Origin of the sequence: Pseudoxanthomonas sp. z9 (assembly GCF_006542425.1) — a bacterium.
Lineage (GTDB): Bacteria > Pseudomonadota > Gammaproteobacteria > Xanthomonadales > Xanthomonadaceae > Pseudoxanthomonas_A.
Map to the genome: position 1 here is coordinate 68186 of NZ_VFID01000012.1, position 26206 is coordinate 94391.

At 67.7% G+C, this 26206-nt stretch carries 21 protein-coding genes and 1 pseudogene; 16 read left to right on the forward strand and 6 right to left on the reverse strand.

Features of this window, described 5'->3' with window-relative positions; all coding sequences use genetic code 11:
• Window positions 1-43: 43 nt before the first annotated feature.
• The 4 genes from xerC to hslU all read left to right on the forward strand — a co-directional run bounded on the left by xerC (window position 44) and on the right by hslU (window position 3964).
• Window positions 44-1000: a tyrosine recombinase XerC gene (xerC, locus tag FG323_RS14330; protein WP_141455389.1), complete on the forward strand. Its 957-nt coding sequence runs from the start codon at window positions 44-46 to the stop codon at window positions 998-1000.
• Between the two features lie 445 nt (window positions 1001-1445).
• On the forward strand, window positions 1446-1796 hold the full coding sequence (locus tag FG323_RS14335) for a hypothetical protein (protein ID WP_141455390.1): 351 nt from the start codon (window positions 1446-1448) through the stop codon (window positions 1794-1796).
• 156 nt (window positions 1797-1952) lie between these two features.
• Window positions 1953-2504, forward strand: a complete 552-nt coding sequence (gene hslV / locus FG323_RS14340) for an ATP-dependent protease subunit HslV (protein WP_141455391.1) — start codon at window positions 1953-1955, stop codon at window positions 2502-2504.
• Window positions 2505-2602: 98 nt separating this feature from the next.
• Window positions 2603-3964 carry an ATP-dependent protease ATPase subunit HslU gene (gene hslU, locus FG323_RS14345; protein ID WP_141455392.1) on the forward strand — a complete coding sequence of 454 codons (1362 nt, stop codon included), beginning with the start codon at window positions 2603-2605 and terminating at the stop codon, window positions 3962-3964.
• Between the two features lie 107 nt (window positions 3965-4071).
• Here the strand turns inward: hslU and FG323_RS14350 are convergent, their stop codons facing one another.
• Together FG323_RS14350 and FG323_RS14355 are read right to left on the reverse strand one after the other, a co-directional pair.
• Entirely contained in the window at window positions 4072-4761 is a 690-nt protein-coding gene (locus tag FG323_RS14350) for an alpha/beta hydrolase (RefSeq protein ID WP_141455393.1), read from the reverse strand.
• 175 nt (window positions 4762-4936) lie between these two features.
• Complete coding sequence (locus FG323_RS14355) at window positions 4937-5386, reverse strand: nucleoside deaminase (RefSeq protein ID WP_141455394.1); 450 nt, start codon at window positions 5384-5386, stop codon at window positions 4937-4939.
• 114 nt (window positions 5387-5500) lie between these two features.
• Between FG323_RS14355 and FG323_RS14360 the strand changes: the two genes are divergently transcribed.
• Window positions 5501-7105, forward strand: a complete 1605-nt coding sequence (locus FG323_RS14360) for a hypothetical protein (protein ID WP_141455395.1) — start codon at window positions 5501-5503, stop codon at window positions 7103-7105.
• Window positions 7106-7117: 12 nt separating this feature from the next.
• Here the strand turns inward: FG323_RS14360 and FG323_RS14365 are convergent, their stop codons facing one another.
• Both FG323_RS14365 and FG323_RS14370 read right to left on the reverse strand, forming a co-directional pair.
• The gene (locus FG323_RS14365) at window positions 7118-8218 is read right to left on the reverse strand and encodes an HlyD family secretion protein (protein ID WP_141455396.1); all 1101 of its coding nucleotides are present in this window, start codon (window positions 8216-8218) and stop codon (window positions 7118-7120) included.
• Entirely contained in the window at window positions 8215-9885 is a 1671-nt protein-coding gene (locus FG323_RS14370; RefSeq protein WP_141455397.1) for an MFS transporter, read from the reverse strand. Before FG323_RS14370 ends, FG323_RS14365 begins: the two co-directional genes overlap by 4 nt.
• A 102-nt stretch (window positions 9886-9987) precedes the next feature.
• Between FG323_RS14370 and ubiE the strand changes: the two genes are divergently transcribed.
• The 4 genes from ubiE to FG323_RS14390 all read left to right on the forward strand — a co-directional run bounded on the left by ubiE (window position 9988) and on the right by FG323_RS14390 (window position 14655).
• Window positions 9988-10749 carry a bifunctional demethylmenaquinone methyltransferase/2-methoxy-6-polyprenyl-1,4-benzoquinol methylase UbiE gene (gene ubiE, locus FG323_RS14375; RefSeq protein WP_141455398.1) on the forward strand — a complete coding sequence of 254 codons (762 nt, stop codon included), beginning with the start codon at window positions 9988-9990 and terminating at the stop codon, window positions 10747-10749.
• Between the two features lie 265 nt (window positions 10750-11014).
• Window positions 11015-12946, forward strand: a complete 1932-nt coding sequence (locus FG323_RS14380; protein ID WP_141455399.1) for a M1 family metallopeptidase — start codon at window positions 11015-11017, stop codon at window positions 12944-12946.
• A gap of 3 nt (window positions 12947-12949) precedes the next feature.
• Window positions 12950-13930, forward strand: a complete 981-nt coding sequence (locus tag FG323_RS14385) for an alpha/beta hydrolase (protein WP_141455400.1) — start codon at window positions 12950-12952, stop codon at window positions 13928-13930.
• Entirely contained in the window at window positions 13927-14655 is a 729-nt protein-coding gene (locus FG323_RS14390) for a hypothetical protein (protein WP_141455401.1), read from the forward strand. Before FG323_RS14385 ends, FG323_RS14390 begins: the two co-directional genes overlap by 4 nt.
• 37 nt (window positions 14656-14692) lie before the next feature.
• Here the strand turns inward: FG323_RS14390 and FG323_RS14395 are convergent, their stop codons facing one another.
• Both FG323_RS14395 and FG323_RS14400 read right to left on the reverse strand, forming a co-directional pair.
• Window positions 14693-16057, reverse strand: coding sequence for a GGDEF domain-containing protein (locus FG323_RS14395; RefSeq protein WP_181444248.1), 1365 nt, complete (start codon window positions 16055-16057; stop codon window positions 14693-14695).
• Window positions 16058-16305: 248 nt separating this feature from the next.
• A complete protein-coding gene (locus FG323_RS14400) occupies window positions 16306-17238 on the reverse strand; it encodes a carbohydrate kinase family protein (RefSeq protein ID WP_141455403.1) in 933 nt (310 codons plus the stop codon).
• Between the two features lie 334 nt (window positions 17239-17572).
• Between FG323_RS14400 and FG323_RS14405 the strand changes: the two genes are divergently transcribed.
• The 7 genes and pseudogenes from FG323_RS14405 to FG323_RS14435 all read left to right on the forward strand — a co-directional run bounded on the left by FG323_RS14405 (window position 17573) and on the right by FG323_RS14435 (window position 26123).
• Window positions 17573-18619 carry a rod shape-determining protein gene (locus FG323_RS14405; RefSeq protein ID WP_141455404.1) on the forward strand — a complete coding sequence of 349 codons (1047 nt, stop codon included), beginning with the start codon at window positions 17573-17575 and terminating at the stop codon, window positions 18617-18619.
• A gap of 181 nt (window positions 18620-18800) precedes the next feature.
• The gene (gene mreC, locus FG323_RS14410) at window positions 18801-19922 is read left to right on the forward strand and encodes a rod shape-determining protein MreC (RefSeq protein WP_141455405.1); all 1122 of its coding nucleotides are present in this window, start codon (window positions 18801-18803) and stop codon (window positions 19920-19922) included.
• Complete coding sequence (mreD, locus tag FG323_RS14415) at window positions 19919-20398, forward strand: rod shape-determining protein MreD (protein ID WP_141455406.1); 480 nt, start codon at window positions 19919-19921, stop codon at window positions 20396-20398. Before mreC ends, mreD begins: the two co-directional genes overlap by 4 nt.
• A gap of 7 nt (window positions 20399-20405) precedes the next feature.
• Window positions 20406-22253, forward strand: a pseudogene (gene mrdA, locus FG323_RS14420) (penicillin-binding protein 2); the annotation flags it as partial.
• Window positions 22254-22390: 137 nt separating this feature from the next.
• Complete coding sequence (gene rodA, locus FG323_RS14425) at window positions 22391-23509, forward strand: rod shape-determining protein RodA (protein WP_141455408.1); 1119 nt, start codon at window positions 22391-22393, stop codon at window positions 23507-23509.
• 143 nt (window positions 23510-23652) lie between these two features.
• Window positions 23653-24801: a lytic murein transglycosylase B gene (gene mltB, locus FG323_RS14430; protein WP_141455409.1), complete on the forward strand. Its 1149-nt coding sequence runs from the start codon at window positions 23653-23655 to the stop codon at window positions 24799-24801.
• Window positions 24798-26123, forward strand: coding sequence for a septal ring lytic transglycosylase RlpA family protein (locus tag FG323_RS14435; RefSeq protein ID WP_141455410.1), 1326 nt, complete (start codon window positions 24798-24800; stop codon window positions 26121-26123). Before mltB ends, FG323_RS14435 begins: the two co-directional genes overlap by 4 nt.
• Window positions 26124-26206 lie beyond the last annotated feature (83 nt).

The window sequence follows — 26206 nt, forward strand, 5'->3', positions numbered from 1 at the left end:
CGTATGCTGGAATCCATTGCGCGGGACGCTGGCGCGGCAGTCGATGAGCAGGAACCGTCAACACAAGTCGGATATCGAGCCCGCGCCGGCTACTCGCCAGGGCGAAGCCGGTCTTGGCGAACCGGTCGGTGTCGTCGAGGAATTCCTTGCCCACCTGCAGGTCGAGCGGCGCATGTCCGCGCATACGCTGGATGCCTATCGCCGCGACCTGACCGCGCTCGCGGGGTGGTCCACGGAGCAGGGCGCCGACGTGATCGGCCTGCACACCGAGCAACTGCGCAGCTTCGTCGCCAGCGAGCACCGTCGTGGCCTGTCGCCCAAAAGCCTGCAACGTCGGCTCTCCGCCTGTCGCAGCTTCTATCAATGGCTTCTGAAGCACGGGCGCATCGCCGCCAGCCCGGCCGCCGCACTGCGCGCACCCAAGGCGCCACGCAAGCTGCCGCAGGTGCTGGATGCCGACGAGGCGACGCGGCTGGTGGAAGTGCCGACCGACGTGCCGCTGGGCCTGCGTGATCGCGCATTGCTGGAACTGTTCTATTCCTCCGGCCTGCGCCTGAGCGAACTCTGCGCGCTGCGCTGGCGCGATCTGGATCTGGCTTCCGGCTTCGTCACCGTGCTCGGCAAGGGCAGCAAGGAGCGCAAGGTGCCGGTCGGCTCGCACGCGCGCAACGCGCTGGAGGCGTGGCGCGCCGAACAGGGCGGCACCAGCGAGGCGCATGTGTTTCCCGGTCGCGGCGGCGGCCCGATTTCCCAGCGCGCCGTGCAGATCCGGCTCAAGCAGCTGGCGCAGCGTCAGGGCCTGTTCAAGCACGTGCATCCACACATGCTGCGGCACAGTTTTGCCAGCCATATCCTGGAATCCTCCGGCGACCTGCGCGGCGTGCAGGAACTGCTCGGCCACGCCGACATCGCCACCACCCAGATCTACACCCATCTGGATTTCCAGCATCTGGCGAAGGTGTATGACGCGGCGCATCCGAGGGCGAAGCGGAAGCGGTGAGCTTGGCCTCCGCCTTGACCAGCCATTCGGCTGTTGAAAGCGAATAAAGGGGGGCTGAGGGGGATTTGCTTTTGGCGCGAAGAGCAAGCGCTCCTCAACAGCCGAATGGCTGGTCAATCCCCCGTCACCCGCTACGCGGGCGCCCGCCCCCTTTTTCAAAGGGGGTTATCCATTACGAGTTTCGCTTGCGGGAGATCTAGTTCACCCATCCACCATGAACAGGAATTACTGGCGTACGAACCGCCGTATTCGTTAGATTTATTGTTGATGCAAAATCAGGTGGATGCACTTTGGGGTGCGTGTCCAGATGCTGTCGGAAGACCATTAGTAGGAGAGTTGGTGTTGACTGAGATAAGACGATGAACCGAAGCCGTTCACTCAGTGGATGCCGGTTGGCCATTCCCGCAGCTTCGATTGCCCCGCGTATGACAGGAGCGTTCGTTCCATGAAAACAGCACTTTTGCTGGCATCGACTATCGTCGGAACCGTCGCCATGAGCTCGCCACTACTTGACTCCCTTGCGATGCAGCTCCGGCAACTGCGCGCACTGCCCATGGCTGCGCCGAGCAAGACGATGTGCCCGGCCAAGATCGAGTCTCTTGTTGGCCTCGGTCAAGAGCGGATAGGGGATGCCTTGGGCAAACCTGATTTTATTGATGCTTCGACGGGGAAATGGGTCTATTTCTTTACCAGTCCGATACCGCCGGGCCAGCGTGGGGGAGGTTTTCCCGAGCTGGTTTTCATATTCGGATCGGACCGGGCAGTGTTGCGTGTTTCCTGTCACTACTCGCGCTAGAGGCTGGGTCTGACGATTCAGGATGCCGGGGGATTCGATTCAGGGCAGGTTAGCCCGAGCAGAACCCTGCGCAATTGGAGGCAATCCCTCCCCAGAAGTCACGCTTGATCCGCCCCCGGGCGTCCCCACCTCAGGGAGAACCCCCCGGAGGCCCCCATGGACCCCAGCCAGAATCCCAACGTGTTCCACGCCACCACCATCATCTCGGTCCGCCGCGACGGTCATGTCGCCGTGGCCGGTGACGGGCAGGTGACGCTGGGGCATACCGTCATGAAAGGCAATGCGCGCAAGGTGCGCCGGCTGGGCCGCGATGGCCAGGTGCTGGCCGGCTTCGCGGGTGCCGCCGCGGACGCCTTCACCCTGTTCGAACTGTTCGAGGCCAAGCTGGAGAAGCACGGCCAGTTGCAGCGCGCCGCCGTGGAGCTGGCCAAGGATTGGCGCACCGAGCGCCGCCTCGGCAAGCTGGAAGCGCTGCTGGCGGTGGCCGACAAGGAAACCTCGCTGATCATCAGCGGCACCGGCGACGTCATCGAGCCGGAGGACGGCATCATCGCCATTGGCTCGGGCGGTTCCTACGCATTGTCCGCCGCGCGCGCGCTGCTGGCGCACACCCAGCTGGATGCGAAGTCGATCGCGGTCGAGGCGCTGAACATCGCGGGCGATATCTGTATCTACACCAACCGCAACGTGGTGGTCGAAGAGCTGTGAATCGGGAATAGGGAATCGGGAGTCGTTCGAAGCGACCCCATTCCGTCCCAATTCGGCTGCGCATACCCATCTCCTTCCCCATTTCCGATTCTCGTCCCATGACTGAAAACAATTCCACCATGACCCCGCGCGAAATCGTGCAGGAGCTGGACCGGCATATCGTCGGCCAGCATTCGGCCAAGCGCGCGGTTGCCATCGCGCTGCGCAACCGCTGGCGCCGCATGCAGCTGCCCGAGGCGCTGCGCAATGAAGTGATGCCCAAGAACATCCTGCTGATCGGTCCCACCGGCGTCGGCAAGACCGAAATCGCGCGCCGGTTGGCGACGCTGGCGAACGCACCGTTCGTCAAGGTCGAAGCGACCCGCTTCACCGAGGTCGGCTATGTCGGCAAGGATGTCGAGCAGATCGTGCGCGACCTGGCCGACACCGCGGTCAAGATGTATCGCGAGCAGGCCAAGGTGCGCGTGCGCACCCAGGCCGAGGAGCGCGCCGAGGACCGCATCCTGGACGCGCTGTTGCCGCGCCGCAGCGTCGGCGTCGGCTTCGACCCGGAAGCCGCGCGCCACGAGCCGTCGGCGCAGGACAACGACACCCGCATCAAGTTCCGCAAGATGCTGCGCAACGGCGAGCTGGACGATCGCGAGATTGAGCTGGAACTGGCCGCCAATGTCGGCGTGGACATCATGACCCCTCCGGGCATGGAGGAAATGGGCCAGCAGCTGCGGCAGATGTTCTCCAACCTGGGTGGCGCCAAGACCCACAAGCGCACCGTGACCATCAAGGCCGCGCGCCCGCAGCTGATCGAGGACGAGGCCGCCAAGCTGGTCAACGAGGACGATGTCCGCACCGCGGCGATCGAGGCCTGCGAGCAGAACGGCATCGTCTTCATCGACGAAATCGACAAGGTCGCCAAGCGCGGCGACAACATCGGCGGTGGCGACGTCAGCCGCGAGGGCGTGCAGCGCGATCTGCTGCCACTGGTGGAAGGCTCCAACGTCAGCACCAAATACGGCACGGTCAAGACCGACCACATCCTGTTCATCGCCTCCGGCGCGTTCCATCTGGCCAAGCCCAGCGATCTGATTCCGGAGCTGCAGGGTCGCTTCCCGATCCGGGTGGAGCTGTCGGCGCTGTCCAAGCAGGATTTCATCCGCATCCTGACCGAACCCAAGGCGGCGCTGACCAAGCAGTACGTCGAGCTGATGAAGACCGAGGGCGTTGCGCTGGACTTCAGCGACGACGCCGTCGACCGCCTCGCCGAGATCGCCGCGCAGGTCAACGAACGCCAGGAAAACATTGGCGCGCGCCGCCTGCACACCGTGCTGGAACGCCTGCTCGACACCCTGAGCTACGAAGCCCCCGACCGCGACGGCCAGGCCGTGTCCATCGACCGCGCCTATGTCGATTCGCACCTGGGCGAACTGGTGCAGGATCCGGATCTGAGCCGGTACATCCTGTAACTACGTGAATCGCCGTCGTTCGCGGCGGCCTGGCGATCTTCGGAACGGGCGGTGCGGATGCGCCGCCCGTTTTCGTTGACGGAACCCGGAACCTGGAGACGAACCCGTCAGTCGGCCGTCCGCGCCGCCTCGTCGATCAATCCCGCCACCGCCGCGGCCTGCGAGGCCAGAGAGGCGTGGCTGGCGTCCAGCGCCAGCAGCGTGCGCGGGTTCATCCGCTCGGCCATGTGCTTCTGGTTGTCCGGATGGATCATGCGATCCTGGGTCGAGAGCTGGTACCAGCTGGGTTTTTTCTTCCAGGCCGGCGCGGTGATGGTATCGCCGAAGGTACTCGCCAGCGGCGCTTTCTGCGCGACCGCCATGACCAGCGCGTCGTCGGCGTCCAGATCCTGGCAGAAGCTTTCGTGGAACTTGTCGTACTGGATCCACAGATAGCCGTCGCTGTCGGGCGCGAGGTTGGCGATCGCGGCCGGCGGGTGCGCCTGGCTGATGCCGTCGGGGCTTTCGCCGGCGTCCGGTGCGAAGGCCGCGATGTAGACCAGGCCGGCGACATTGGGCAGATCGCCGGCCTCGGTGATCACCGCGCCGCCGTAGGAATGCCCGACCAGCAGTACCGGACCGGATTGCTGGGCGACCATCTTGCGGGTGCGTTCGGCGTCGTCGGCCAGCGAGGTGAGCGGAAGTTCGACCGCGCGGATGCGATCGTGGCCCTTGCGCGAGAGTTCCAGGATGACGTTTCGCCAGTGCGCCGCGCCGCCCCAGAAACCATGGACCAGGACGAGGGTGGGTGTGCTCATGAGCCGACTCCCTAGGTTGAGTGGTATTGCCCGGTGACGCCGTGGCCCGGCCGGGCCGAGGCGAACTGGACTATGGCAGGCCGATCGTTCATTCCGGGTCTGCGTCCGGTTTCACCCCGATGGGGCCACGGCAATGGCGGTGACCGCCCGGGGTGCGATCAAGTCGCGGCGGCCCTCAATCCTCGCCGATGTCTTCGTTCCAGACCTCGGGGTTGGCGCGGATGTAGTCGCCGAGCAGGTTGATGCAGGCTTCGCTCTGGAGATCGATGACGTTGACGCCGCTTTCGCGCAGCCAGTCGATGCCGCCGCGGAAGTTCACCGATTCGCCGACCACCACCGTGCCGATGTTGAACTGGCGCACCAGGCCGCTGCAGTACCAGCACGGCGCCAGGGTGGTGACCATGATCGTGTCCCGATAGCGGCGCTGCCGGCCCGCCTTGCGGAACGCGTCGGTCTCGCCATGCACCGAAGGATCGTTTTCCTGGATGCGGCGGTTGTGCCCGCAGCCGAGCAGGCGGCCGTCGTCGTGGTACAGCGCCGCGCCGATCGGGATGCCGCCTTCGGCCAGGCCCTGGCGGGCTTCGGTGATGGCGGTCTCAAGCAATGCGCGATAGTCGATGGACATGGACGGTTCCGGGTGGCGGGCAGGGCGTGATACTGCCATGCTCGGATGCCGGAACGGGCGTGGGGGCCGGTTCCGCTTGAACGTCACCGGGAAATTCGGGGAAGGGGGAGCCGCATGGAACATCGGAATCGACTGTCGCGCGGGCATGCCGCGTGGTTCATCTGCGTGGCGATGGCAGCGGCCATCCTGGGCATGACGGACGCGCTCGCGCAGGCCGCCGACACCACCATCGTCCAGGGTCGCCTGGCGCTGCACTGGGGTGATCCCGCGCCCGTGTCGCGGCAACAGAAGGCGCGACCCGCGCGACTGCGCGCGGTATTGCTGGCCGACGACGGCCGCCGCATCCCGCTCGATCCCGCCCAGGCCAAACGCGCGGCGGTGGACATGTATGCGCTGGCCAATCGCCGGGTCGCGGTGTCGTTGCCGGCGCAGGCGCGCGGTGTCTCCGCCCGGGAACGCTTCGTGGATGCGATCGTGCCCGCGGATCGGCTGGCCCAGGCGGCGCCCGTGCTGGGCGGCAAGCAGGTCTCCGCCGCAGCCGCGGTGATGGGCAACACCCGCTGGGTGACCGTGATGTGCAAGTTTTCCGACATTGCCACCGAGCAGAAGGATCGGGCGTTCTTCACCAGCCAGTATGGCAATGCGATTGGACAGCTCGGCCACTATTGGAGCGAAGTGTCCTATGGCCAGATCAACCTGGCGGGCAGTTCGGCCTATGGCTGGTTCAACCTGCCCCATCCGCGCTCCCGCTACGTGACCACGGTCGAGGGGAAAGAGGAGGCGGATCTGGATCGGCTGTTCCAGGATTGTGTCGCCGCCGCGGACGCGCAGGTGGATTTCGCCGGCGCGCAGGGCATCAACATGATGTTCAACGGCGATCTGGACGGCTATGCCTGGGGTGGCGGTGCCTGCGCGGTGATGGACGGCGCGCGCCGATGCCCGCGCGCCACCTGGAATCCGCCGTGGTCGTTCGCCAATCTCGCCCCGCTGGCGCACGAGATGGGACATGGCTACGGGCTGCCGCATTCGGACAACTCCGACGGCGACGACGATACCTACGACAATCCCTGGGACGTGATGAGCGACGGCTGGCGCAATGCGGTCGCCGATCCGGTCTACGGCACGCGGCCCAAGCACATCAACATGATCCAGCGGGATCGCCTGGGCTGGGTGGCCAGCGCGCGCAAGTGGGTGGTGCCCGCCACGCTCTCGGGCAGTTGGCAGTTCGAGCTGGAGTACGCGGCGCTGGCCGATGGCGCCGGCCGCCAGTTGGTGGTGCTGGATACGCCGGATCAGATCGATCCCGCCTTCACGGTTTCGTACACGCTGGAGGCACGTAGCCGGTCGGGCAATTATGAGGCGGCGCTTGCCGGCAGCGCGGTGATCGTGCACCGCGTGCGCGGCGGCACGGCCTACAGCGAGGACGCCGATTTCCCGCCGGCGAACGTGGCCAACAACGAAGGTTCGATGTTCAAGGTGGGCGAAACCTGGTCCGCACCGAATGGCGCCTACCGCCTGCGCGTGGACGGCACCACCGCGCGGGGATTCCTGGTGACGCTGACCGCGGGCGGGCAGGTTACCGGCGGGCCGTTGCCCGCGCGGGTGGGCACGCCGCCGGCTGGTTCATCCGCGCCCGCCGTCGCCGGCCCGGGTCGGATCGGCGCGCGTCCGCCGCTGCTTCGTCGCCTGCCTTTCCGGGACCCCCGCCGGATCCGCTGAAGCGCGCGCCGCTCAGCGACCCACGGCGGCGGTATCCACGCTGACCACCACTGACATGCCCGGGCGCAGCCGGGCCGCGGCGGCCTGCCCGTTGTCGATCGCGATTTTCACCGGGATGCGCTGGGCGATCTTCACGTAATTGCCGGTGGCGTTGTCCGGCGGCAGCACGCTGAACTCGGAGCCGGTGGCGGGCGAGATTTCCAGCACCCGCCCGCGCAGGCGTTCGCCGCCGAGCGCATCGACGGTGAAGCTGGCCGGCTGGCCCAGCCGCACCTGTGCCATCTGGGTTTCCTTGAAATTGGCGATCACCCACATCGTGTCCGGCACCAGGGCCATCAATTGGGTGCCGTTGGTGACGTAGGCGCCCTGGCGCACCGTCACCTGGCCGAGCTGGCCGTCGCGCGGGGCGTGGATGCGGGTGTTGTCGAAATTGATCTGCGCCAGTTGCACCGCTGCGCGCGCGCTGGCGACGGCCGCCTCCAGCGCGGCATGGTTGACGTCGACGCTGCGCACGCCTTGGCGGGCGACTTCCAGGCCGGCGCGGGCCTGGCGGAGGTTGGCCTCGGCCTGCGCGTTGGCGGCGAAGGCGGTGTCGCGGTCCTGTTCGGACAGCAACTGCTCGTGCGCCAGTTGATCGGCGCGCCGCAGCGCCGAGCGGGTGCGCTGCTCCTGCGCCGCGTTGCTGGTGATCGCCGCGCGGCTCTGGGCGACGCTGGCCTCGGCGCTGCGGTGCTGCTGGGTCCAGTTGGCGAGGTTGGCTTCCGCCGTCTGCAACTGCGCCCTGGCCTGATCCAACTGCTGGCGGTAGATGCGGTCGTCGATGGCGACCAGCAGCGCGCCCTTGCGCACGTGCTGGAAATCCTGCACCGGCACGTCGGTGACGTAGCCGCTGACCTGCGGACTGATCAGGGTGGTCTGCCCGCGCACCATCGCGTTCTCGGTGGTCTGGAGCGCGCTGGTGAAGGGCGGCAGTTGCCAGGCGTAGAGCACCACGCCCACGCCCAGCAGGGCCAGCAGCGCGAATCCGCCCAGGCCCAGCAGGCGACGGCGGCGGCGTGCCGCCCGGCGCGCGGCCGGTTCGGCTTGGGGAGGAGGGGGAGCGGCAGTGTTCATGCTTGTGTCGGCCGAGGAGAAGGGGAAGGCGAAGGCGGTGCGGGGGCGGGGGCGGGGGCGGGCGGATTCAGCCGTCGCCACCACAAGTCAGCGTAGATCCAGAGCAGGGTGAAGATGGCCAGCCAGGCCACCACCAGGAAGACATCGTTGTAGGCCAGCACGTTGGCTTCGCGGGTCACCGTCGCGCCCATCGCGCGCATGCCCTGCGCGTTGCGCAGGACCGGATCGCCGAGCGTGTGCGCATAGCCGGCCGCCGTGCCCTGCACACGCGCGGCCACCTGCGGATCCAGCAGGGTGATGTGCTCGGCCAGCTGGCTCGCATGGAATTTCTCGCGCACCACCTGGAACGTGCCCAGCAGCGCGGAGCCGAGCAGGCCACCCATGTTCTGGGTCATCCCGAACAGCACCACGAAGCTGATCAGGTTGCCGGGCTGGGACAGGATCGCGCCGATCCCGCTGATCATCGCCGGTCCGATGAAGAAGGTGCTGCCGAACGCCAGCAGGAACTGGCTGAGGTACATCTGTTCGGGGCGGGTCAGGTTGCTGGAATGCGCGTCCATGAACGCACCGTTGGCAATCAGCAGCACCGCGAACATCAGGTGCTGGCCGGTGTGCTGCGGACGGATGGTCAACGCACTGATGGCGACACCGGCCACGCAGCCGAGCAGCACCCACGCGTACATCGTGTGCAACTCGTCGTTGTTCAAGCCCAGATTCTGCATGAACCCCACCGCGCCGACGCTCTGCTCCGACAGCACGATGCGGATCAGCACGATCGACAGCGCCAGCCGCACCATCGTGCCGCTGGCCAGCCAGCGGGTGTTGATGAGCGGATTCTTCCGGTAGTGCTCGATCGCCACCGAACTGATCAACAGCACGATCGCCATCGCCAGGGTCACCCCCAGCCAGGGATTCTCGGTCCACCACAGATAGCGGCCGAGCGACAGCACCGCGGCCAGGCAGGCGGCACCGCCGGCGAACAGGGAGAAGGTCAGGAAATCCAGCTTCTCGAACACTTTCGAGCGATCGCTGGGCGGCAGCTTGAGCACCAGCACGCAGGCCAGCGCCACGATCGCCAGGCCCAGTTCGAACAGGTACAGGCCGCGCCATTCGCCGTACTGCAGCAGTTCGGTGGAGAAGATGCGCGCCAGCGGCAGCGCCAGCTGGCTCATGCCCAGCCCGATCACCACCGCCTTGAGCCGCATCCGCGCCGGGAACGCCTGGATCATGTAGTACAGGCCCAGCGTGCTCAGCGCCGCGCCGACCAGCCCGTGCGCGGCGCGCACCGCGATGGCCGAACCCAGATCGTTGACGAACAGGTGGGCGAACGCGATCAGCGCGTACAGCACCAGGAAGATCTCGGTGAACAACCGCAGGCCGTACTGCTGGCGGAACTTGACCAGCAGCAGGTTGGCCGAGACGTTGGTCATCACGTAGGCCGCCGGCAACCAGGCCATCTCCCAGGCGTAGGCGCCCAGCGTGCCCTGCAGGTTCAGCAGGTTGGCGGTGACCAGGGCATTGCTCAGGCCGCCGGTGAGCGCGACCACCACGCCGACGATGGCGAACTGGATGCGGCGGCGGACCGGGTGCAGCGGAGTGGAGGGCGACCCGGGGAAGGTGGGGCGCTCGTGCGGCAGCCATTCGCGGGGGGTATAGCGGCTGCTCACGGGCGGGTCGGCATCCTCTGGAAGACGAATGGCGTTGTCACCACGGTATTGTCCCACGGCCGCGCCGGCAAGATCCCCCCGGACGGTGCGATAATCCGTCCCATGAGCGAATCCCCCTACCAATCAGGCACCACCCATTTCGGTTTCCGCGACGTCGACGCCCGGGACAAGCAGAAGCTGGTCGGCGAGGTGTTCACCTCGGTCGCCGGCAAGTACGACCTGATGAACGACCTGATGAGCCTGGGCATCCATCGGATCTGGAAGCGCTATTTCGTCGGCACCTGCCAGGTCAAGCGCGGCGATCGCGTGCTGGATCTGGCCGGCGGTACCGGCGACATCGCCGCGCTGCTGAAGGATCGTGTGGGCGAGACCGGCGAGATCGTGCTTGGCGACATCAACGCCGGCATGCTGTCGGTGGGCCGCGATCGCATGACCGATCGCGGGCTGGTCACGGGGCTGGATTACGTGCAGTGCAACGCCGAGGCGCTGCCGTTCCCGGACAACAGCTTCGATCTGGTCACGATTGCGTTCGGCCTGCGCAACGTCACCGACAAGGACGCCGCGCTGCGCGAGATGTACCGCGTGCTGAAGATTGGCGGCCAGGCGCGCGTGCTGGAATTCTCGGAAGTGACCGCGGAGTGGTTCAAGCCGGTCTACGACTTCCATTCGTTCAAGGTGCTGCCGAAGCTGGGCCAGCTGTTCGCCCGCGACGCCGGCAGCTACCAGTACCTGGCCGAGAGCATCCGCAAGCATCCGCCGCAGGAACAGTTGAAGGCGATGATGGATGAAGCCGGGTTCGCCCGCGCCAGCTACAAGAATCTCAGCGCGGGGATCGTGGCGGTGCATACGGGTTATCGCGTTTAAGCGGTTCCTCCCCCTTCATGGAAGGGGAGCAAGGTTCTGCGCCAAGAGCAAATCCCCCGTCACCCGCTGGCGCGGGTGCCCGCCCCCTTTTTAAAAGGGGGCTATCACGGCGTCACGTGCTTGCAGCGACTGGCTTTTCCTCCCCCTTTTGAAAAAGGGGGACCGAGGGGGATTTGCTTCTGGAGCCACCCCCAAGCTGCGCCGCATCAAGGCATCGGCCGCGCGGGCGGGTAAACTTGCCGCTTCACTGACGCAGGAATCCCTGATGCGCGCCGTACTGTTGACCTTGTCCTGCGCCGCCGTGCTGGCGGCCGGCTGCTCCCAAGAATCCGCTCCCGCTCCCGAAGCTCCCGCCGCCAAGCCCGCGCCGACCGCCGTGAAGACCGAACGCAGCCACGACGAAAGCTCCTACGCCGAGCCGACCAAGGTCGTCATCAAGGATCTGGCCCTGGATCTGGCGGTCGATTTCGACCAGAAGCAGCTTGGCGGCACCGCGAGCTACACCCTGGAATGGAAGGACAAGGCGGCCAGGCAACTGGTGCTGGACACCCGTGACCTGGGCATCGAGAAGGTCGAAGGCCAGGATGCCGCCGGCGCCTGGGCGCCGCTGCAGTTCAACCTGGCGCAGGCCGACAAGATCTTCGGCAGCAAGCTGACCGTCGAGACGCCGGCGCAGAACACGCACGTGCGCATCACCTACAAGACCTCGCCACAGGCGTCGGGCCTGCAGTGGCTGGCGCCGTCGATGACCGAAGGCAAGCAGTTGCCCTTCATGTTCAGCCAGTCGCAGGCCATCCACGCGCGCAGCTGGGTGCCGCTGCAGGACACCCCGAGCGTGCGCTTCACCTATAGCGCCCATGTGACCTCGCGTCCGGACGTGATGGTGCTGATGAGCGCCGACAATGATCCGGCCGCGCCGCGCGATGGCGACTACAGCTTCAAGATGCCGCAGCCGATTCCGTCCTACCTGCTGGCCATCGCGGCCGGTGATCTGGTGTTCAAGCCGATCTCCAACCGCAGCGGCGTGTGGGCCGAACCGTCGATGGTCGAGAAGGCGACCCAGGAGTTCGAGGACACCGAGAAGATGATCGGCGTGGCCGAATCGCTGTACGGCCCGTACCGCTGGGAACGCTACGACATGCTGGTGCTGCCGCCGTCGTTCCCGTTCGGCGGCATGGAGAACCCGCGCCTGACCTTTGCCACCCCGACCGTGATCGTCGGCGACAAGTCGCTGGTCTCGCTGATCGCGCACGAGCTGGCGCACAGCTGGTCCGGCAACCTGGTGACCAACGCCAGCTGGAAGGACATCTGGCTCAACGAAGGTTTCACCACCTACGTGCAGGACCGCATCACCGAGGCGCTGTACGGCAAGGAACTGGCCGAGATGGAGCGCCAGATCGACCAGACCGAACTGCTGGGCGAGGTGAAGAACATGTCGCCGGCCGATCAGGCACTGGCGTTGCCGCCGCTGACCGATCGCGATCCGGATGACTCGCTGAGCCAGGTCGCCTACGTCAAGGGCGCGTGGTTCCTGAAGTTCCTGGAAGAACGCTTCGGTCGCGCGACCTTCGATCCGTTCCTGCGTGGCTGGTTCGACGACCATGCGTTCCAGAGCGCGACTACCGACCAGTTCGTCGAATACCTGAAGAAGAACCTGCTGCCGAAGAACCCGAACGCGGTCACCGAGGTTGAACTGAATGCCTGGCTCAACGAACCCGGCATTCCCAAGTTCGCCGCCAAGGCGCAGTCGCGCGGTTTCTCCAATACCGACACCGCGCGCATCGCGTGGCTGGGCAGCGGCCAGCTGCCGAACCCGCAGGTGACCTCGGGCTGGGTGACCCAGCAGTGGGTGAGCTTCATCAACGGCATGGGCGAGAAGCTGACCGTCGAACAGCTGGCGCAGTTGGACAAGGCTTACCACTTCACCGGCACCCAGAACGGCGAGATCGCCATGCGCTGGTATCCACTGGCGGTGCGCAGCGGCTACCTGGAAGCGCGTCCGGAGCTGGGCAAGTTCATCGAGCGGGTCGGCCGCCGCAAGCTGATCATGCCGATCTACGAGGAACTGGTGAAAACCCCGGACGGCCTGGCCTTCGCGGAGGAGAGCTTCGCCCGCGCCAAGCCGGGTTACCACCCGATCACCACCGCGTCGGTCGAGGCCCTGCTGGCCAAGGCCAAGGCGGGCGAAAGCAAGTAAGCGATGCGTCGCCGGCGTATCTCCTGGAAAACGGTCGCCATCGTGGCGGCCGTTTTCGTTTGCCTGCTGGTGCTGTGGATCTGGCGGGATCCGATGGTGCTCGTCCGCGCCGAAATGGCGCGGCAGCGCTGGGCCGCCGGACTGGAGCTGCATCACGTCCGGGTCGCCGGGCACCGCTGGGCCTATGTCGAGCATGAGGCCAAGGATCCGGCGGCACCGACGATCGTGATGATCCACGGCTTCACCGGCAGCAAGGAGAACTGGTATCCGCTGGCCGTCCGCCTGGCGGGCCCGTACCGGGTGGTGATTCCGGATCTGCCCGGCTGGGGCGCGAGCGAGCGCAAACCCGGCCAGGACTATGGCTTCGACGCGCAGAACCGGCGTGTGGCCGAGTTCATCGCCCGGGTAGCGCGTCGCCCCGGCAGTCCGCTGGTGTTGCTCGGCCACTCGATGGGCGGCGGCATCGTCGCCCTGACCGCGGCGGATCGGCCGGATCTGGTGGATCGCGTCGGCCTGATCGACGCGGCTGGCGTGCGCTTCCGCGACAACGTGTTCGGCGAGCAGGTGCTGGCTGGGCACAACCCCTTCGCGGTCCGGGATGAAGCCTCGCTCAAGCGCTACCTCGACACCGTGTTCCATCGCCAGGAAGCCAGGCCGTCGATTCCGTGGCCGGCATCGCGCGCGATCATCGACTGGCGCCGCGCGCAGGCGCCGTTCGAGCAGGCGGTGCTGGATCGCATTGGCCGCGGGCCGGAAGCCTTCCTGCCCGGACAGGCCGCCGCGTACATCGGCCAGCCGGCACTGCTGTTGTGGTGCGCGGAGGATCGCGTGATCGATCCCAGCGCGCTGGACCTTTACGGCGAACGCATGCCGCAGGCGGTTAAAGTACGGCTGTCCGACTGCGGCCACATGTCGATCATGGAACGTCCCGACGATGTCGCCGCCGCCGTCGACTACCTGATACGCAACGGAGTCCCCCGATGAAACGTACCCTGATCGTCCCGGCCGTGCTGGCCAGTGTCCTGGCCCTGTCCGCCTGCGGCGATCGTGAGGCCGAGCAGCGTGCCGCCGCGCAGGCGCAGGCCGCCGCCAATGAGGAATCCGCCAACCAGTTGGCCGGCAAGTTCGACGCTGCGCAGGCCTCGCGCGACTGGGAGATGGCGCGCATCCACGGCGTTGCCTTGCTGGATCAGTATCCGGACACGCAGGCGGCCACGCGCATCAAGCCGCTGCTGGAAGAAGTGAAGGCCAACGCCGAGGGCGCGCGCGAGGAACGCCGCCTGCAGGCGCTGTGGGACTACGCCCAGATTGCCACCGACGGCGGCACCCAGCGCACCGCCGCCATCCACGGCAAGGATCCGGTCGACGTGGACGGCAGTGGCGCCAAGCCGGTGCAGCTGATCTTCCGCGATCATCCCAAGTGGAAGCGCAGCAGCTACCTGGTCCTGCAGGCCAGCGACTTCCGCTGCCCGGGCGGCTGCAAGGTCAAGGTGAGCGCCGATGGCGCGCCCGCCAGGGCGATGGATGCCTGGCGCCCGGACACCGACGAGGCCATCGCCATGTTCATCACCGACCAGAATGCGCTGTGGAAGCTGGCGGGCAAGACCAAGGTGCTGGAAATCGAATTCCCGGTGAAGGCCGGCGGCACCCGCAAGGCGGTGTTCGAGACCGGTGGCCTGGACGACAGCCAGATGCCGGGCTGGAACTGATTCCGCGTATGCCTTGGCCTGTCCGGCGTCCGGGAGCCTAGGACGCCGCGGGAGGCATCGGTGCCCGCTCCATCCGGTTGCGGCCATTGAACTTGGCCTGGTACAGCGCGCGATCGGCGCGCTTGAGCAGGGTTTCCAGCGAAGCGCCCTCGGCCAGCGGCGGCTGCATGGCCAGGCCGATGCTGATGGTGATGCCCAGGCGGCGGCCGTCCTCCAACTCGAACGGTTGCGCGGACACGCGCAGCAGTTGTTCGGCCAGCCGCAGCGCTTCGCGCTCGCCGACGCCCGGCACCAGGATGGCGAATTCCTCGCCGCCGAAACGGCCCAGCAGGTCGCCTTCGCGCAGCAGTCCGCGCGCGCGTTCGGCGAAGGCGACCAGCACGGTGTCACCGGCGGCATGACCGTGGCGATCGTTGATCGCCTTGAAGTGATCCAGATCCACCATCAGCACGGCGAGGCCGCTGCCCTGCGTGCGGGCGCGTTCCAGCGCCGCTTCGCCACGGCGCTCGAAGGCGCTGCGGCTGAGGGTCTGGGTGAGCGCGTCGTGGTTGGCGGCGTGGTTGAGCGCGTTGAGCAGCCGGTTGCGGGCGGCATGGGCGCCGGCCACGGTCAGCGGCGCCACCGCGACCAGCGCCACGCCAATGCGCATGGAGACGATCGCGGCCATGTCGTCCTGCACCTGCAGGTCGATCCAGCCGTTGGCGATGCCCACCAGCGTCCAGACGCACAGCAGGGCGGTGGCGCTGGCGGTGGTGAACAGCCGGTAGCTCAGTGCGCACCACAGCAGCGCCGGCACCGGGAAGGCAATCGCGCCGGGACCGCCAATCGCCACCCCCAGCAACACCGTCAGCAGCAGGGACAGCGCGGGCAGGCGGTGGCCGGGCATGTTCAGGAAGCGCGCCAACGGTTCGCGCCAGGCGTGGCGCAGCTGGCGCGGGGAGGGCAGCAGCAGGATCACCGGCACCAGCGCCACGTAACTGACCAGTTCGGCCGAGAACCAGATGCCGATGGCCTGGACCAGGTCGGCGCCGATCAGCGAGCGGGCGATCAGGCAGCCCGAAAGCGCGGCGGCCAGGGCGGCGCCGGCGCACACCATCAGCACCCGCAGCATCGACTGCGCGCGCTGCAGGCCCAGATCCTCGCGCCGGAACCGGTGGAACAGCAGGCAGCCGACCGCCACGCCGGCCAGGTTGGCGCCGGTAAGACGCAGGGTGGCGGATAGATCGCTGCCGGTAAGCAGGTCCGCGCCCAGATAGCCGGCCGCCGCGGCGAGCCAGCCCAGCGGAGTCGCCAGCGCGGGCCGGCGCGCGAACACGCCCAGCAGCAGGGCATTGGTGGGCCAGAATGAGGCCAGCTGGTGCTCGGGGCGGCTGAGGATGCCGAGCCAGGAGGCAACCAGCACCAGCAGGCCAATGCCGGCGGCGGCCGCGAGCTGGCGGAAAACGAGGGAAAAACGGGACGGCGGGACGGCCGGAGCGGTGTCCTGGGGGTTCCCCTCGCGGGGATGTCCTGCGTGCGTACCTGTCATTGCCGCCTTGCGCGGACGGTCGTATTACCCGTCCTTCGCCATCACCTTACGCCGGAACGGTGACGGATTTCATCCCGCTGACGCGTTCGGACGGACCGGAGGGGCGGCCCGTCGCGGGCGAATCAGAGCGAATAGCCGAACTGCTGCTTGAACTGCTCGTTGAACTCGTCGAAGTCGAAGCGCTGGTTCTGGGTGCCGGGATGCTCGACCTTGAGCGCGCCCATCAGATTGCCCATCCGGCCGATCGTCAGCCAGTCGTAGCCCTTCTCGATGCCGAAAATCAGGCCGGCGCGGAAGGCATCGCCGCAACCGGTCGGGTCGGTGACCCGGCGCTCGTGGGCCGGCGGGATGTCGTAGGTCTTGTCGGGAGTGTGGATCTGCGAGCCGTGCGGGCCGCGGGTGGTGATATAGGCCTTGACCCGCTTGACGATGTCGGTCTCGCTCCAGCCGGTGCGTTCCTGCAGCAGGTTGGACTCGTAGTCGTTGACGGTCACGTAGTCGGCCAGTTCGATGAACTGGCGCAGTTCCTCGCCGTTGAACAGCGGCATGGCCTGGCCGGGATCGAAGATGAAGGGAATGCCGGCCCCGGCGAACTCGGCGGCGTTCTGCAGCATGCCCTCGCGGCCGTCCGGGCTGACGATGCCGAAGGTCACGCCGGGCACGTCCTTCACGTGGTTCTCGTAGCTGCGCATCATCGCGCCCGGATGGAACGCGGTGATCTGGTTGTTGTCGTGATCGGTGGTGATGAACGCCTGCGGGGTGAACAGCTCCTCGATCACCTTGACCTGGCTCAGGTTGATGGCCTGCTCCTGGAACCATTCCCGGTACGGGCCGAAGTCCTGGCCCACGGTGGCCATCGGGATCGGGTCGCCGCCCAGCAGCTTGAGGTTGTAGGCGATGTTGCCGGCGCAGCCGCCGAACTCGCGGCGCATGCGCGGGACCAGGAAGGACACATTCAGGATGTGCACCTTGTCCGGCAGGATGTGGTTCTTGAACTGGTCCGGGAACACCATGATGGTGTCGTAGGCGAGGGAACCACAAATCAGTGCGGACATCGGCAAGGCTCGGCGGGTGGACGGCGGCCGGCCATGCCTGGCCGGTCGAAAAAAACGGGACGGCCACCCCGGTTCGGGCGGGCCGGTGCGAAGGTTACCGGCTGAGGGCGCGCGGGGCCAGTCTTGATCCGGCCCCGGCGGACCGTACGTGGCGGCCGCCGGCGGTATCCATGCGCATCGGTCGAGCCATCGCCATGTGCGTTTTTCCCCGCATTTTCACGAGATTTTTCCTTGCCCGCGCACAGGCGGGTTGCTAGGCTAGCCGACTTCGTTTCGTGCCCAAAAAATCGCCAGCCCCGCTGCGCGATCCGCCACCAGCAGGACCCACTCCCCGATGTTCAAAAAGCTCCGCGGCATGTTCTCCAACGACCTGTCCATCGACCTGGGCACGGCCAATACCCTCATCTATGTACGCGGACAGGGCATCGTGCTGAACGAACCGTCGGTGGTGGCGGTGCGCCAGGACCGGGCGATCGGCGGCTCCCGTTCGGTTGCCGCGGTGGGCGCCGAGGCCAAGCAGATGCTGGGCCGCACCCCCGGCCACATCACCACCATCCGGCCGATGAAGGACGGCGTGATCGCCGACTTCACCTACACCGAGGCGATGCTCAAGTACTTCATCAAGAAGGTGCACAAGTCGCGCGTGCTGCGCCCCAGCCCGCGGGTGCTGGTGTGCGTGCCGGCCGGCTCCACCCAGGTCGAGCGCCGCGCCATCAAGGAGTCGGCCGAGGAGGCCGGCGCCCGCGACGTCTACCTGATCGAGGAACCCATGGCCGCCGCCATCGGCGCCGGCATGCCGGTCACCGAGGCCCGCGGCTCGATGGTCATCGACATCGGCGGCGGCACCACTGAGGTGGCGGTGATTTCGCTGAACGGCATCGTCTACTCGCAGTCGGTCCGCATCGGCGGCGATCGCTTCGACGAATTCATCACCAACTACGTCCGCCGCAACCACGGCATGCTGATCGGCGAAGCCACCGCCGAGCGGATCAAGCTGGAAATCGGCTGCGCCTATCCGCAGCCGGAGCTGCAGGAAATGGAAATCTCCGGCCGCAACCTCGCCGAGGGCGTGCCGAAGATGATCAAGATCAACTCCAACGAAGTGCTGGAAGCCTTGCACGAGCCGCTGTCGGGCATCGTCAGCGCGGTCAAGCTGGCGCTCGAGCAGACCCCGCCGGAGCTGTGCGCCGACGTCGCCGAGCGCGGCATCGTGCTGACCGGCGGCGGCGCCCTGCTGCGCGACCTGGATCGCCTGATTTCCGAGGAAACCGGCCTGCACGTGCAGGTGGCGGACGATCCGCTGACCTGCGTGGCGCGCGGCGGCGGCCGCGCCCTGGAGCTGGTCGACATGCACGGCAACGAGTTCTTCGCGCCGGAATGAGGCTGGGGATGCGGAACCGGGGGCGGGGAATGGGTGTCTGTTCTTTCCGTGGCTCCGGTTCGCGCGTCCTCTCGTCGTTTTCGCGACGGGGATCTGAAACATCCGCAACGACGCCCGATCCGGAATGCCGCCCGCGCGCATTCCGGCTTTCCCGATTCCTTCCCTTCGATTCCCGGCCCTGATGCCTGCCTACGCCGGTCCTCCCGTCGCCTCCCGCCCCGGAGAAGTCGCCAGCACCCTGCGCCTGCTGGGCTATCTGGCGCTGGCGATCGCCCTGATCGTGCTGGATCACCGCGGCGGCTGGCTGTCGCAGGCGCGTGCGCAGGTCAGCGTGGTGACCCAGCCGCTGTGGTGGCTGGCGGGCCTGCCCGGGCGGGTCGGCACGCGGGTCAAGGACGATGCGGTGACCCGCACCCGGCTGATGGAGGAAAACCGCCAGCTGCGCAACGAACTGCTGGTGGCCAATGCCCGCCTGACCCGGCTCAGCACGGCGGCCGCCGACAACATGCAACTGCGCGCGCTGCTGGGCGTGGCCGAGAGCCGTGGCCTGGACGTGCAACTGGCGCCGATCCTCGACATCGATCTGGATCCCACCCGCCAGCGCCTGGTGCTGGATGCGGGCAGCGGCGACGGCGTGCGCATCGGCCAGCCGGTCATCGACGCCGGCGGCCTGATGGGACAGATCACCCAGGTGACCCCGGCGCACGCGATCGTCCTGCTGCTGACCGATCCCGATCACGCGGTGCCGGTGGTGGTCGCCAGCAGCGGCGTGCGCCTGATCGCCTACGGGCGCGGCCGCAGCGATCTGCTGGAACTGGCCGATATCCCCCTCAACAGCGGGGTCAAGGTCGGTGACGTGGTGGTCACGTCCGGCCTGGGCGGGCGGTTCCCCGCCGGCTTCCCGGTCGGGACCGTCACCGCCCTGAGGCCGGACGACAGCCATGCCTTCCTGGTCGGCGACGTGCGTCCGGCCGCGCAACTGGATCGCGGCCGCGACGTCCTGCTGCTGCGTTCGGCGCCGCCGCTGCGCCTGCCGTTGCCGGCCACGCGTCCGGCCAATGCGGCACCGGTCGATCCGGACAGCGTGCCGGTCACGCCGGCCGTGAATGGCTTGACGCCAGCAACGGGCGGTGCGGCCGCCGCGACGCCCGGTACCGCCGCCGGCGACACGGCACCGACGGCATCCGCCATCACCTCGCCTGCCGGCGCATCGGCGACCCGGCCGCGCGCGAATGCGGCGACCGGCCAGCAGGCGCCGCCGTCGGCCCAGCAGGCCGCACCCGCCACGGAGCCCGCGCGATGAGCCGCATCCGCAGCGGCTGGATCCTGCCGCTCAGTTTCATCGTCGCCCTGTTGCTGGGCCTGCTGCCGTTGCCGGAGATGCTGCAGCCGCTGCGTCCCTACTGGCTGGCGCTGGTGCTGGCCTACTGGGTGATCGAAACGCCCGAGCGCGCCGGCCTGGGACTGGCGATGGGCGTGGGCGTGATCGCCGACGTGATGTTCGGCAGCCTGCTCGGCGAACAGGCGCTGCGGCTGGTGATCATGGCTTTCATCCTGCAGCGGTTCCGCCTGCAGCTGCGGTTCTTCCCGGTGTCCCAGCAGGCGCTCGCCATCGGCGGCCTGCTCCTCAACGACCGCATCGTCGATGCCGCCATCCACTGGCTGCTGGGCGAACCCCGGCTCCCCTGGAACTACTGGTGGGCGCCGTTGCTGGGCATGCTGCTGTGGCCGTTGATCTACGTGTTGCTGGACATGCTGCGCCAGGGCCGGCGCAACTGATCCGGGCATGATCAGCCGCCGCGCCGCCAAGAATCCGCACGCCGAGGCCGAGCAGTTCCGGCGCCGGGCGATGCTGGGCTTCGCGGTGGTCGCGCTGGCGCTGATCGGCCTGGGCGGCTGGTACTTCAAGCTGCAGGTGCTGGATCACGACGAGTACGCCACGCGCTCGGAAGCCAACCGGATCAAGCCGCGACCGGTGGTGCCGGGACGTGGCGCCATCTACGACCGCAATGGCGTGCTGCTGGCGGAGAACGTGCCGGCGTTCCGCCTGGATGTCACCCCGGACAAGGTCGGCGATCCCGCCCGCCTGATCGCCGAACTCGGGCGGATCATCGCGCTGGCGCCGGAAGACATCGAACGCTTCGAGGCCACCCGCAAGAGCACGCGCGGGTTCCGTCCGATCACCCTCAAGCTGCGCGTCAGCGAAGAGGAAATGGCGCGCTTCGCGGTGGATCGCTGGCGCTTTCCCGGCGTGGAGCTGGTCCCCTACCTGACCCGCCGCTATCCCTACGGCGAACTGTTCGCGCACATCATCGGCTATGTCGGCCGGATTGACGAAAAGGATCTGGAGGTCCTCGGCGAGGGCAACGCCGCGCTCACCCACATCGGCAAGACCGGCCTGGAGCGCTATTACGACGAGGCGCTGCGCGGCAAGGTCGGCTACGAGAAGGTCGAGACCAACGTCGAAGGTCGCGCGCTGCGGGTGGTCGGCCGGGTGCCGGCGGTGGCGGGCACCGATCTGCGCCTGAGCGTGGACCTGAAACTGCAGCAGGCGCTGGTCGCCGCGTTCGGCGAACACGAAGGCTCGGCGATCGCGATGGATCCGCGCACCGGCGAAATCCTGGCGATGGTCAGCCTGCCCAGCTACGACCCCAACCTGTTCGTCAACGGCATTTCCAGCAAGGATTTCAAGGCGCTCAACGAGAATCCCTCGCGTCCGCAGTTCAACCGCCTGGTGCTGGGCGGCGTGGCGCCCGGTTCGACGCTGAAGCCGCTGATCGCGCTGGCCGGCCTGGACAGCGGCCTGCGCCGGCCCGAGGACAAGGTGTTGTCCACCGGCATGTTCTACCTGCCCGGCACCAGCCGTGGCTGGGGCGACGCGCATCGCGGCGGCCACGGCTGGACCGATCTGCGCAAGTCGATCGCGCAGTCGGTGAACACCTACTACTACCGGCTGGCGCTGGATCTGGGCATCGAACGCTTCGACGATTACATGACCCGCTATGGCTTCGGCCATCCGACCGGCATCGACCTGACCGGCGAAATCAGCGGCATCCTGCCGTCGCCCGCCTACAAGGCCAGGAGTCGCAAGGAGCGCTGGTATCCCGGCGACACCGTCAACATCGCCATCGGCCAGGGCGACTGGAAGGTCACCCCGCTGCAACTGGTACGGGCGATCTCCGCGATCGCCGACGGCAACCTGCGCCAGCCGCACCTGGTGCGCGATCAGCGCACCGGCTTCGACGCCGCGTGGACGCCGCTGCCGGTGGCCACACCGATGCCGATCAGCCCGACCCCGGGCAACGTGCAGGTCGTCCGCGAAGGCATGATGGCGACCATGCAGCCGGGCGGCACCGGCGCGTCGATGGCGCGCGGCGCACCCTACCTGATGGCGGGCAAGACCGGCACCGCGCAGGTGATCAGCCGGCGCGGCACCGCCGCGGTCAACCCCAAGAGCCTGCCCATGCATCTGCGCCATCGCTCGCTGTTCGTGGGCTTCGCTCCGGCGGACGCACCGGCCATCGCGATCGCGGTGGCGGTGGAAGGCGGCGGCTACGGCGGTACCACCGCCGCGCCAATCGCGCGCAAGATCCTGGACGCCTTCATGCTGGGCAAGATGCCGGAGGGCGTTGACGATCCGGATGCGGCCAGCAGCGATCCCGAGCAATTGCCGGTGACCGCTGCTCCCGCCAGTCCGGGGACGACCGGCACGCCCGCGGATCCGTCCGCCGCGCCGACGCCGACCCCCGCCACGCCGCCGGGACGCGCGCCATGATCGAAATGCTGCGCTGGGCCATCGATCTGCTGCGCTACCTGTTGCGCACCCTGGACTGGCCGCTGCTGGGCGCGCTCGGCGCGCTGATGGCGATTGGGCTGGCGGTGCTGTACAGCGCCGGTGGCGAGGATCTGGGTTCGCGCCTGCTGCTGGCGCAGGGCGCGCGTTTCGCGGTCGGGCTGGTGGCGATGTGGGCATTGTCGCGGGTCTCGCCGGTGCGCCTGCGCGGCTGGACGCCCGGCGTGTTCATCGCCTCGCTGCTGCCGCTGCTGCTGGTGCTGTTCATCGGCACCGGCAAGCATGGCCGTCACTGGATCGACCTGAAGGTGTTCTACCTGCAGCCGTCCGAGCTGCTGAAGATCACCCTGCCGATGATGATGGCGTGGTACCTGCATCGCGAGCCGCTGCCGCCGCGCATCAGGACGGTGATCGTCGCCGGCATCCTGATCGCCATTCCCACCGGCCTGATCCTGCTGCAGCCGGATTTCGGCACCGGCATGCTGGTCGCCGCCAGCGGCGTGTTCGCGCTGCTGCTGGCCGGCCTGCCGTGGTGGTGGGTGGGCGTGGGCGTGGGCAGCGTGGCCGCCGCCGCGCCGGTGGCGTGGTTCTGGTTCCTGCGTCCCTACCAGAAGGACCGGATCCTGACCTTCCTCAATCCGGAGAACGATCCGCTCGGCACCGGCTGGAACATCATCCAGTCCAAGATCGCCATCGGCGGCGGCGGGCTGTCGGGCAAGGGCTGGGGGCAGGGCTCGCAGTCGCACCTGAACTACCTGCCCGAACACACCACCGACTTCATCTTCGCAGTGCTGTCCGAGGAGTTCGGCTGGATCGGCGTGGCGGTGGTGCTGGCGCTGTACCTGTTCGTGATCGGGCGCTGCCTGTGGATCGCCATCGAGGCGCGCGACACCTATTCGCGCCTGCTGGCCGGCTCGCTGGGCCTGGCCTTCTTCGTCTACGTGATCGTCAACGGCGGCATGATCTCCGGCCTGCTGCCGGTGGTCGGCGTGCCGATGCCGCTGCTGAGCTACGGCGGCACCTCCGCGGTCTCGCTGCTGGCCGGCCTCGGCCTGGTGATGGCGGTGCGCGCGCACCGGCCGGTGCATGGGTATTGATCGGGCCGGGAATGGAGAATGGGGAATCGGGAATGGTAAAGGCAGAAGCTTTTTGCTCTTAACGATTCCCGATTCTCCATTCCCGATTCCCGGCCCCTCATACATTCACTATTTCTCACGTTGAGCGTGCTACCCTCGCGCCGATGATTCGACGCGCCCTTGTCTGCCTGATCACCTTCGGCCTGGTTGCCTGCGCGACTCCGCCGAAGAACCCGCCGACCGCCGCGCCCGCGGCGAGCGGAGCCCAGTCACCGGCTCAAAAAGCCTCGGCCAATCCGGCCGAGACGTCGGTGGAACGCGTGGCCGACGTGCCGATCGTGGTGGAGGACTTCGCCACCGCGCGCGCCAACTTCGTGCGTGATACCGCCGCGCGCTACGGCGTCGATCCGCGGTACGTCGATTCGGTGCTGTCGCAGGCGGTGGTCCGCGACGACGTGATCGCGCTGATGTCGCGACCCGCCGAGCGGGTCAAGCCGTGGAGCGAGTACCGGCCCAATTTCATCACCGCCTCGCGCATCAGCGGCGGACAGGCGTTCATGGCCAGGCACCGGGACGCGCTGGCACGCGAGGAAAAGGCCTATGGCGTGCCGGCGGAGATCATCGTCGCCATCATCGGCGTCGAGACCAGCTACGGCGGCTACACCGGCAAGCATCGGGTGCTGGACGCGCTGTACACGCTGGCGTTCCGCTATCCGCGCAGCGGCAAGCCCGAACGCGCCGCCTACGAACAGCGTCGCGAACTGTTCTTCCGCGACGAACTGGCGCAGCTGTTCGCGCTGGGCCGCGAGGAGAAGCTGGACATCACCTCCCTGATCGGCAGCTACGCCGGCGCGATGGGCATGGGCCAGTTCATGCCGTCCAGCTACCGCGAGTTCGCGGTGGACGGTGATGGCGACGGCCGCCGCGATCTGTTCAACAGCGTCGACGACGTGTTCGCTTCGGTCGCCAACTATTTCCGCAAGAAGGGCGGCGAGCGCGGCGGCTGGGTGCCGGGCGGCCCGGTGGTGGCGCGCGCCGAACTGCAGGCCGGATACCCCGAGTTCAATCCGGATACCTGGACACCCGACTACACCCTGGCCGATCTGGCCCAGCGCGGTTACCGTCCGCTGGAGCCGGTCGCCGCCGATGCCACGGCCACGCTGGTGTCGCTGGAAGGCAGCGCCGGCAAACAGTATTGGCTGGGCTTCCAGAACTACTACGCGATTACCCGCTACAACAACTCCAAGATGTACGCGATGGCCGTATACCAGCTGTCCCAGGCCATCGCCGGCAGGGAGATTCCGCCCGCATGAAATGGCTTCTGCCCGCGCTGCTCACCCTCAGCCTGGCGGCCTGCAGCACGGCGCCGAAGAAACCGGTCCCTCCGTCACTGTCCGGCAAGGGCAAGCCGGGGTCGTCGACCGCGCACCAGGGGCGCGGTCCCGCCACCGGCAAGGACTGCTCGTTCTACGCGCCGGCGCAGGAAGATCCGACCACGCGCGGCGACTACACCGCCGGTGGCCTGTACAAGCCCGGCGTCTCCGACACCACTCCCGATCACCTGCCGGACCTGGACTGCATCGCCGAGCCGGCGGTGACCGCCGAGGCGCGCTCGCCGATCGGCAACCGCTCGCCGTACACCGTGCTGGGCAAGAAGTACCAGGTGCTGGACAAGGTCGATGGCTACGTGGAGCAGGGGACCGCTTCGTATTACGGCAACAAGTTCCATGGTCGCCGTACCTCCAACCAGGAGGTGTACGACATGTACGCCTTCACCGCCGCCCACAAGACCCTGCCGCTGCCCAGCTTCGCGCGGGTCACCAATCTGGACAACGGCCAGTCGGTGGTGGTGCGGGTGAACGATCGCGGTCCCTTCCACGACGGGCGCGTGATCGATCTGAGTTACGCCGCCGCCTACAAGCTGGGCATCACCCAGCGCGGCACCGGCCGGGTGGAAGTGCGCGCGCTGACGCCGGGCAAGGAGGATCGCGGCTATGCCGCCGCGCCCACACCCGCCGCCCCGGCCAGCAGTGGCATGGATGCGCTGGTGGAAAAGCTGCCGACCTCGGGCCCGGCGGTTCAGGCCGCCGCCGCAACGGCTAGCGCGGCCAACGCGGCGGTCGTCGCCACGGTGGATGGGCGCGGCAGCCGGCGCTACCACGTCATTCCGGACACGAAGAATCCGGCCAGCGCCGATCGCTTCGATGCCTGGATGCAGGCCAATGGCGTGCGCGTGGCGACCGGCAAACCGGCTTCGGCAGCGCCCGCCGGGATACAGGCTACGGCCGCTTCCACGACGATGGTGGCGGCTGCGCCCATGCCCTCCCGTGCGGGCGCGTCGACGCCGGTGACATCGGCGGCCGCGTCGCCGATTGCGCCCGGCGTAGTCCCGCGCGCACTGGCCGCTCCGCTGCAATTGCAGGTGGGTAGTTTTGCCAGCCGCGAGAATGCCGACCGGGCGCTGGCCCGCCTGGTCGCGGCGGGGATCGCCGGGGCCAGCCTGAGCGATGTACAGAGCAACGGGCGGGTGCTGTGGCGGCTGCGGGTTGGCGCGACCGACCCGGCTGGCGCCGATGAACTGGCCGGCCGTATCGCCAAACTGGGCTTCGGACGCCCGCAACTGGTCCGCGACTGAGCCGCGCGGCGGTTTTTTCGCCTGTTTTTCGGCCTGGGTGGATTCCCAGCCGCCAATGCCCGCCTAAAATGTCGTTTTCGTCG

Coding starts and splice junctions, on each gene's coding strand:
- xerC (WP_141455389.1), top strand. CDS start 44: ATGAGCAGGAACCGTCAACACAAGTCGGATATCGAGCCCGCGCCGGCT.
- FG323_RS14335 (WP_141455390.1), top strand. CDS start 1,446: ATGAAAACAGCACTTTTGCTGGCATCGACTATCGTCGGAACCGTCGCC.
- hslV (WP_141455391.1), top strand. CDS start 1,953: ATGGACCCCAGCCAGAATCCCAACGTGTTCCACGCCACCACCATCATC.
- hslU (WP_141455392.1), top strand. CDS start 2,603: ATGACTGAAAACAATTCCACCATGACCCCGCGCGAAATCGTGCAGGAG.
- FG323_RS14350 (WP_141455393.1), bottom strand. CDS start 4,761: ATGAGCACACCCACCCTCGTCCTGGTCCATGGTTTCTGGGGCGGCGCG.
- FG323_RS14355 (WP_141455394.1), bottom strand. CDS start 5,386: ATGTCCATCGACTATCGCGCATTGCTTGAGACCGCCATCACCGAAGCC.
- FG323_RS14360 (WP_141455395.1), top strand. CDS start 5,501: ATGGAACATCGGAATCGACTGTCGCGCGGGCATGCCGCGTGGTTCATC.
- FG323_RS14365 (WP_141455396.1), bottom strand. CDS start 8,218: ATGAACACTGCCGCTCCCCCTCCTCCCCAAGCCGAACCGGCCGCGCGC.
- ubiE (WP_141455398.1), top strand. CDS start 9,988: ATGAGCGAATCCCCCTACCAATCAGGCACCACCCATTTCGGTTTCCGC.
- FG323_RS14380 (WP_141455399.1), top strand. CDS start 11,015: ATGCGCGCCGTACTGTTGACCTTGTCCTGCGCCGCCGTGCTGGCGGCC.
- FG323_RS14385 (WP_141455400.1), top strand. CDS start 12,950: ATGCGTCGCCGGCGTATCTCCTGGAAAACGGTCGCCATCGTGGCGGCC.
- FG323_RS14390 (WP_141455401.1), top strand. CDS start 13,927: ATGAAACGTACCCTGATCGTCCCGGCCGTGCTGGCCAGTGTCCTGGCC.
- FG323_RS14400 (WP_141455403.1), bottom strand. CDS start 17,238: ATGTCCGCACTGATTTGTGGTTCCCTCGCCTACGACACCATCATGGTG.
- FG323_RS14405 (WP_141455404.1), top strand. CDS start 17,573: ATGTTCAAAAAGCTCCGCGGCATGTTCTCCAACGACCTGTCCATCGAC.
- mreC (WP_141455405.1), top strand. CDS start 18,801: ATGCCTGCCTACGCCGGTCCTCCCGTCGCCTCCCGCCCCGGAGAAGTC.
- mreD (WP_141455406.1), top strand. CDS start 19,919: ATGAGCCGCATCCGCAGCGGCTGGATCCTGCCGCTCAGTTTCATCGTC.
- rodA (WP_141455408.1), top strand. CDS start 22,391: ATGATCGAAATGCTGCGCTGGGCCATCGATCTGCTGCGCTACCTGTTG.
- mltB (WP_141455409.1), top strand. CDS start 23,653: ATGATTCGACGCGCCCTTGTCTGCCTGATCACCTTCGGCCTGGTTGCC.
- FG323_RS14435 (WP_141455410.1), top strand. CDS start 24,798: ATGAAATGGCTTCTGCCCGCGCTGCTCACCCTCAGCCTGGCGGCCTGC.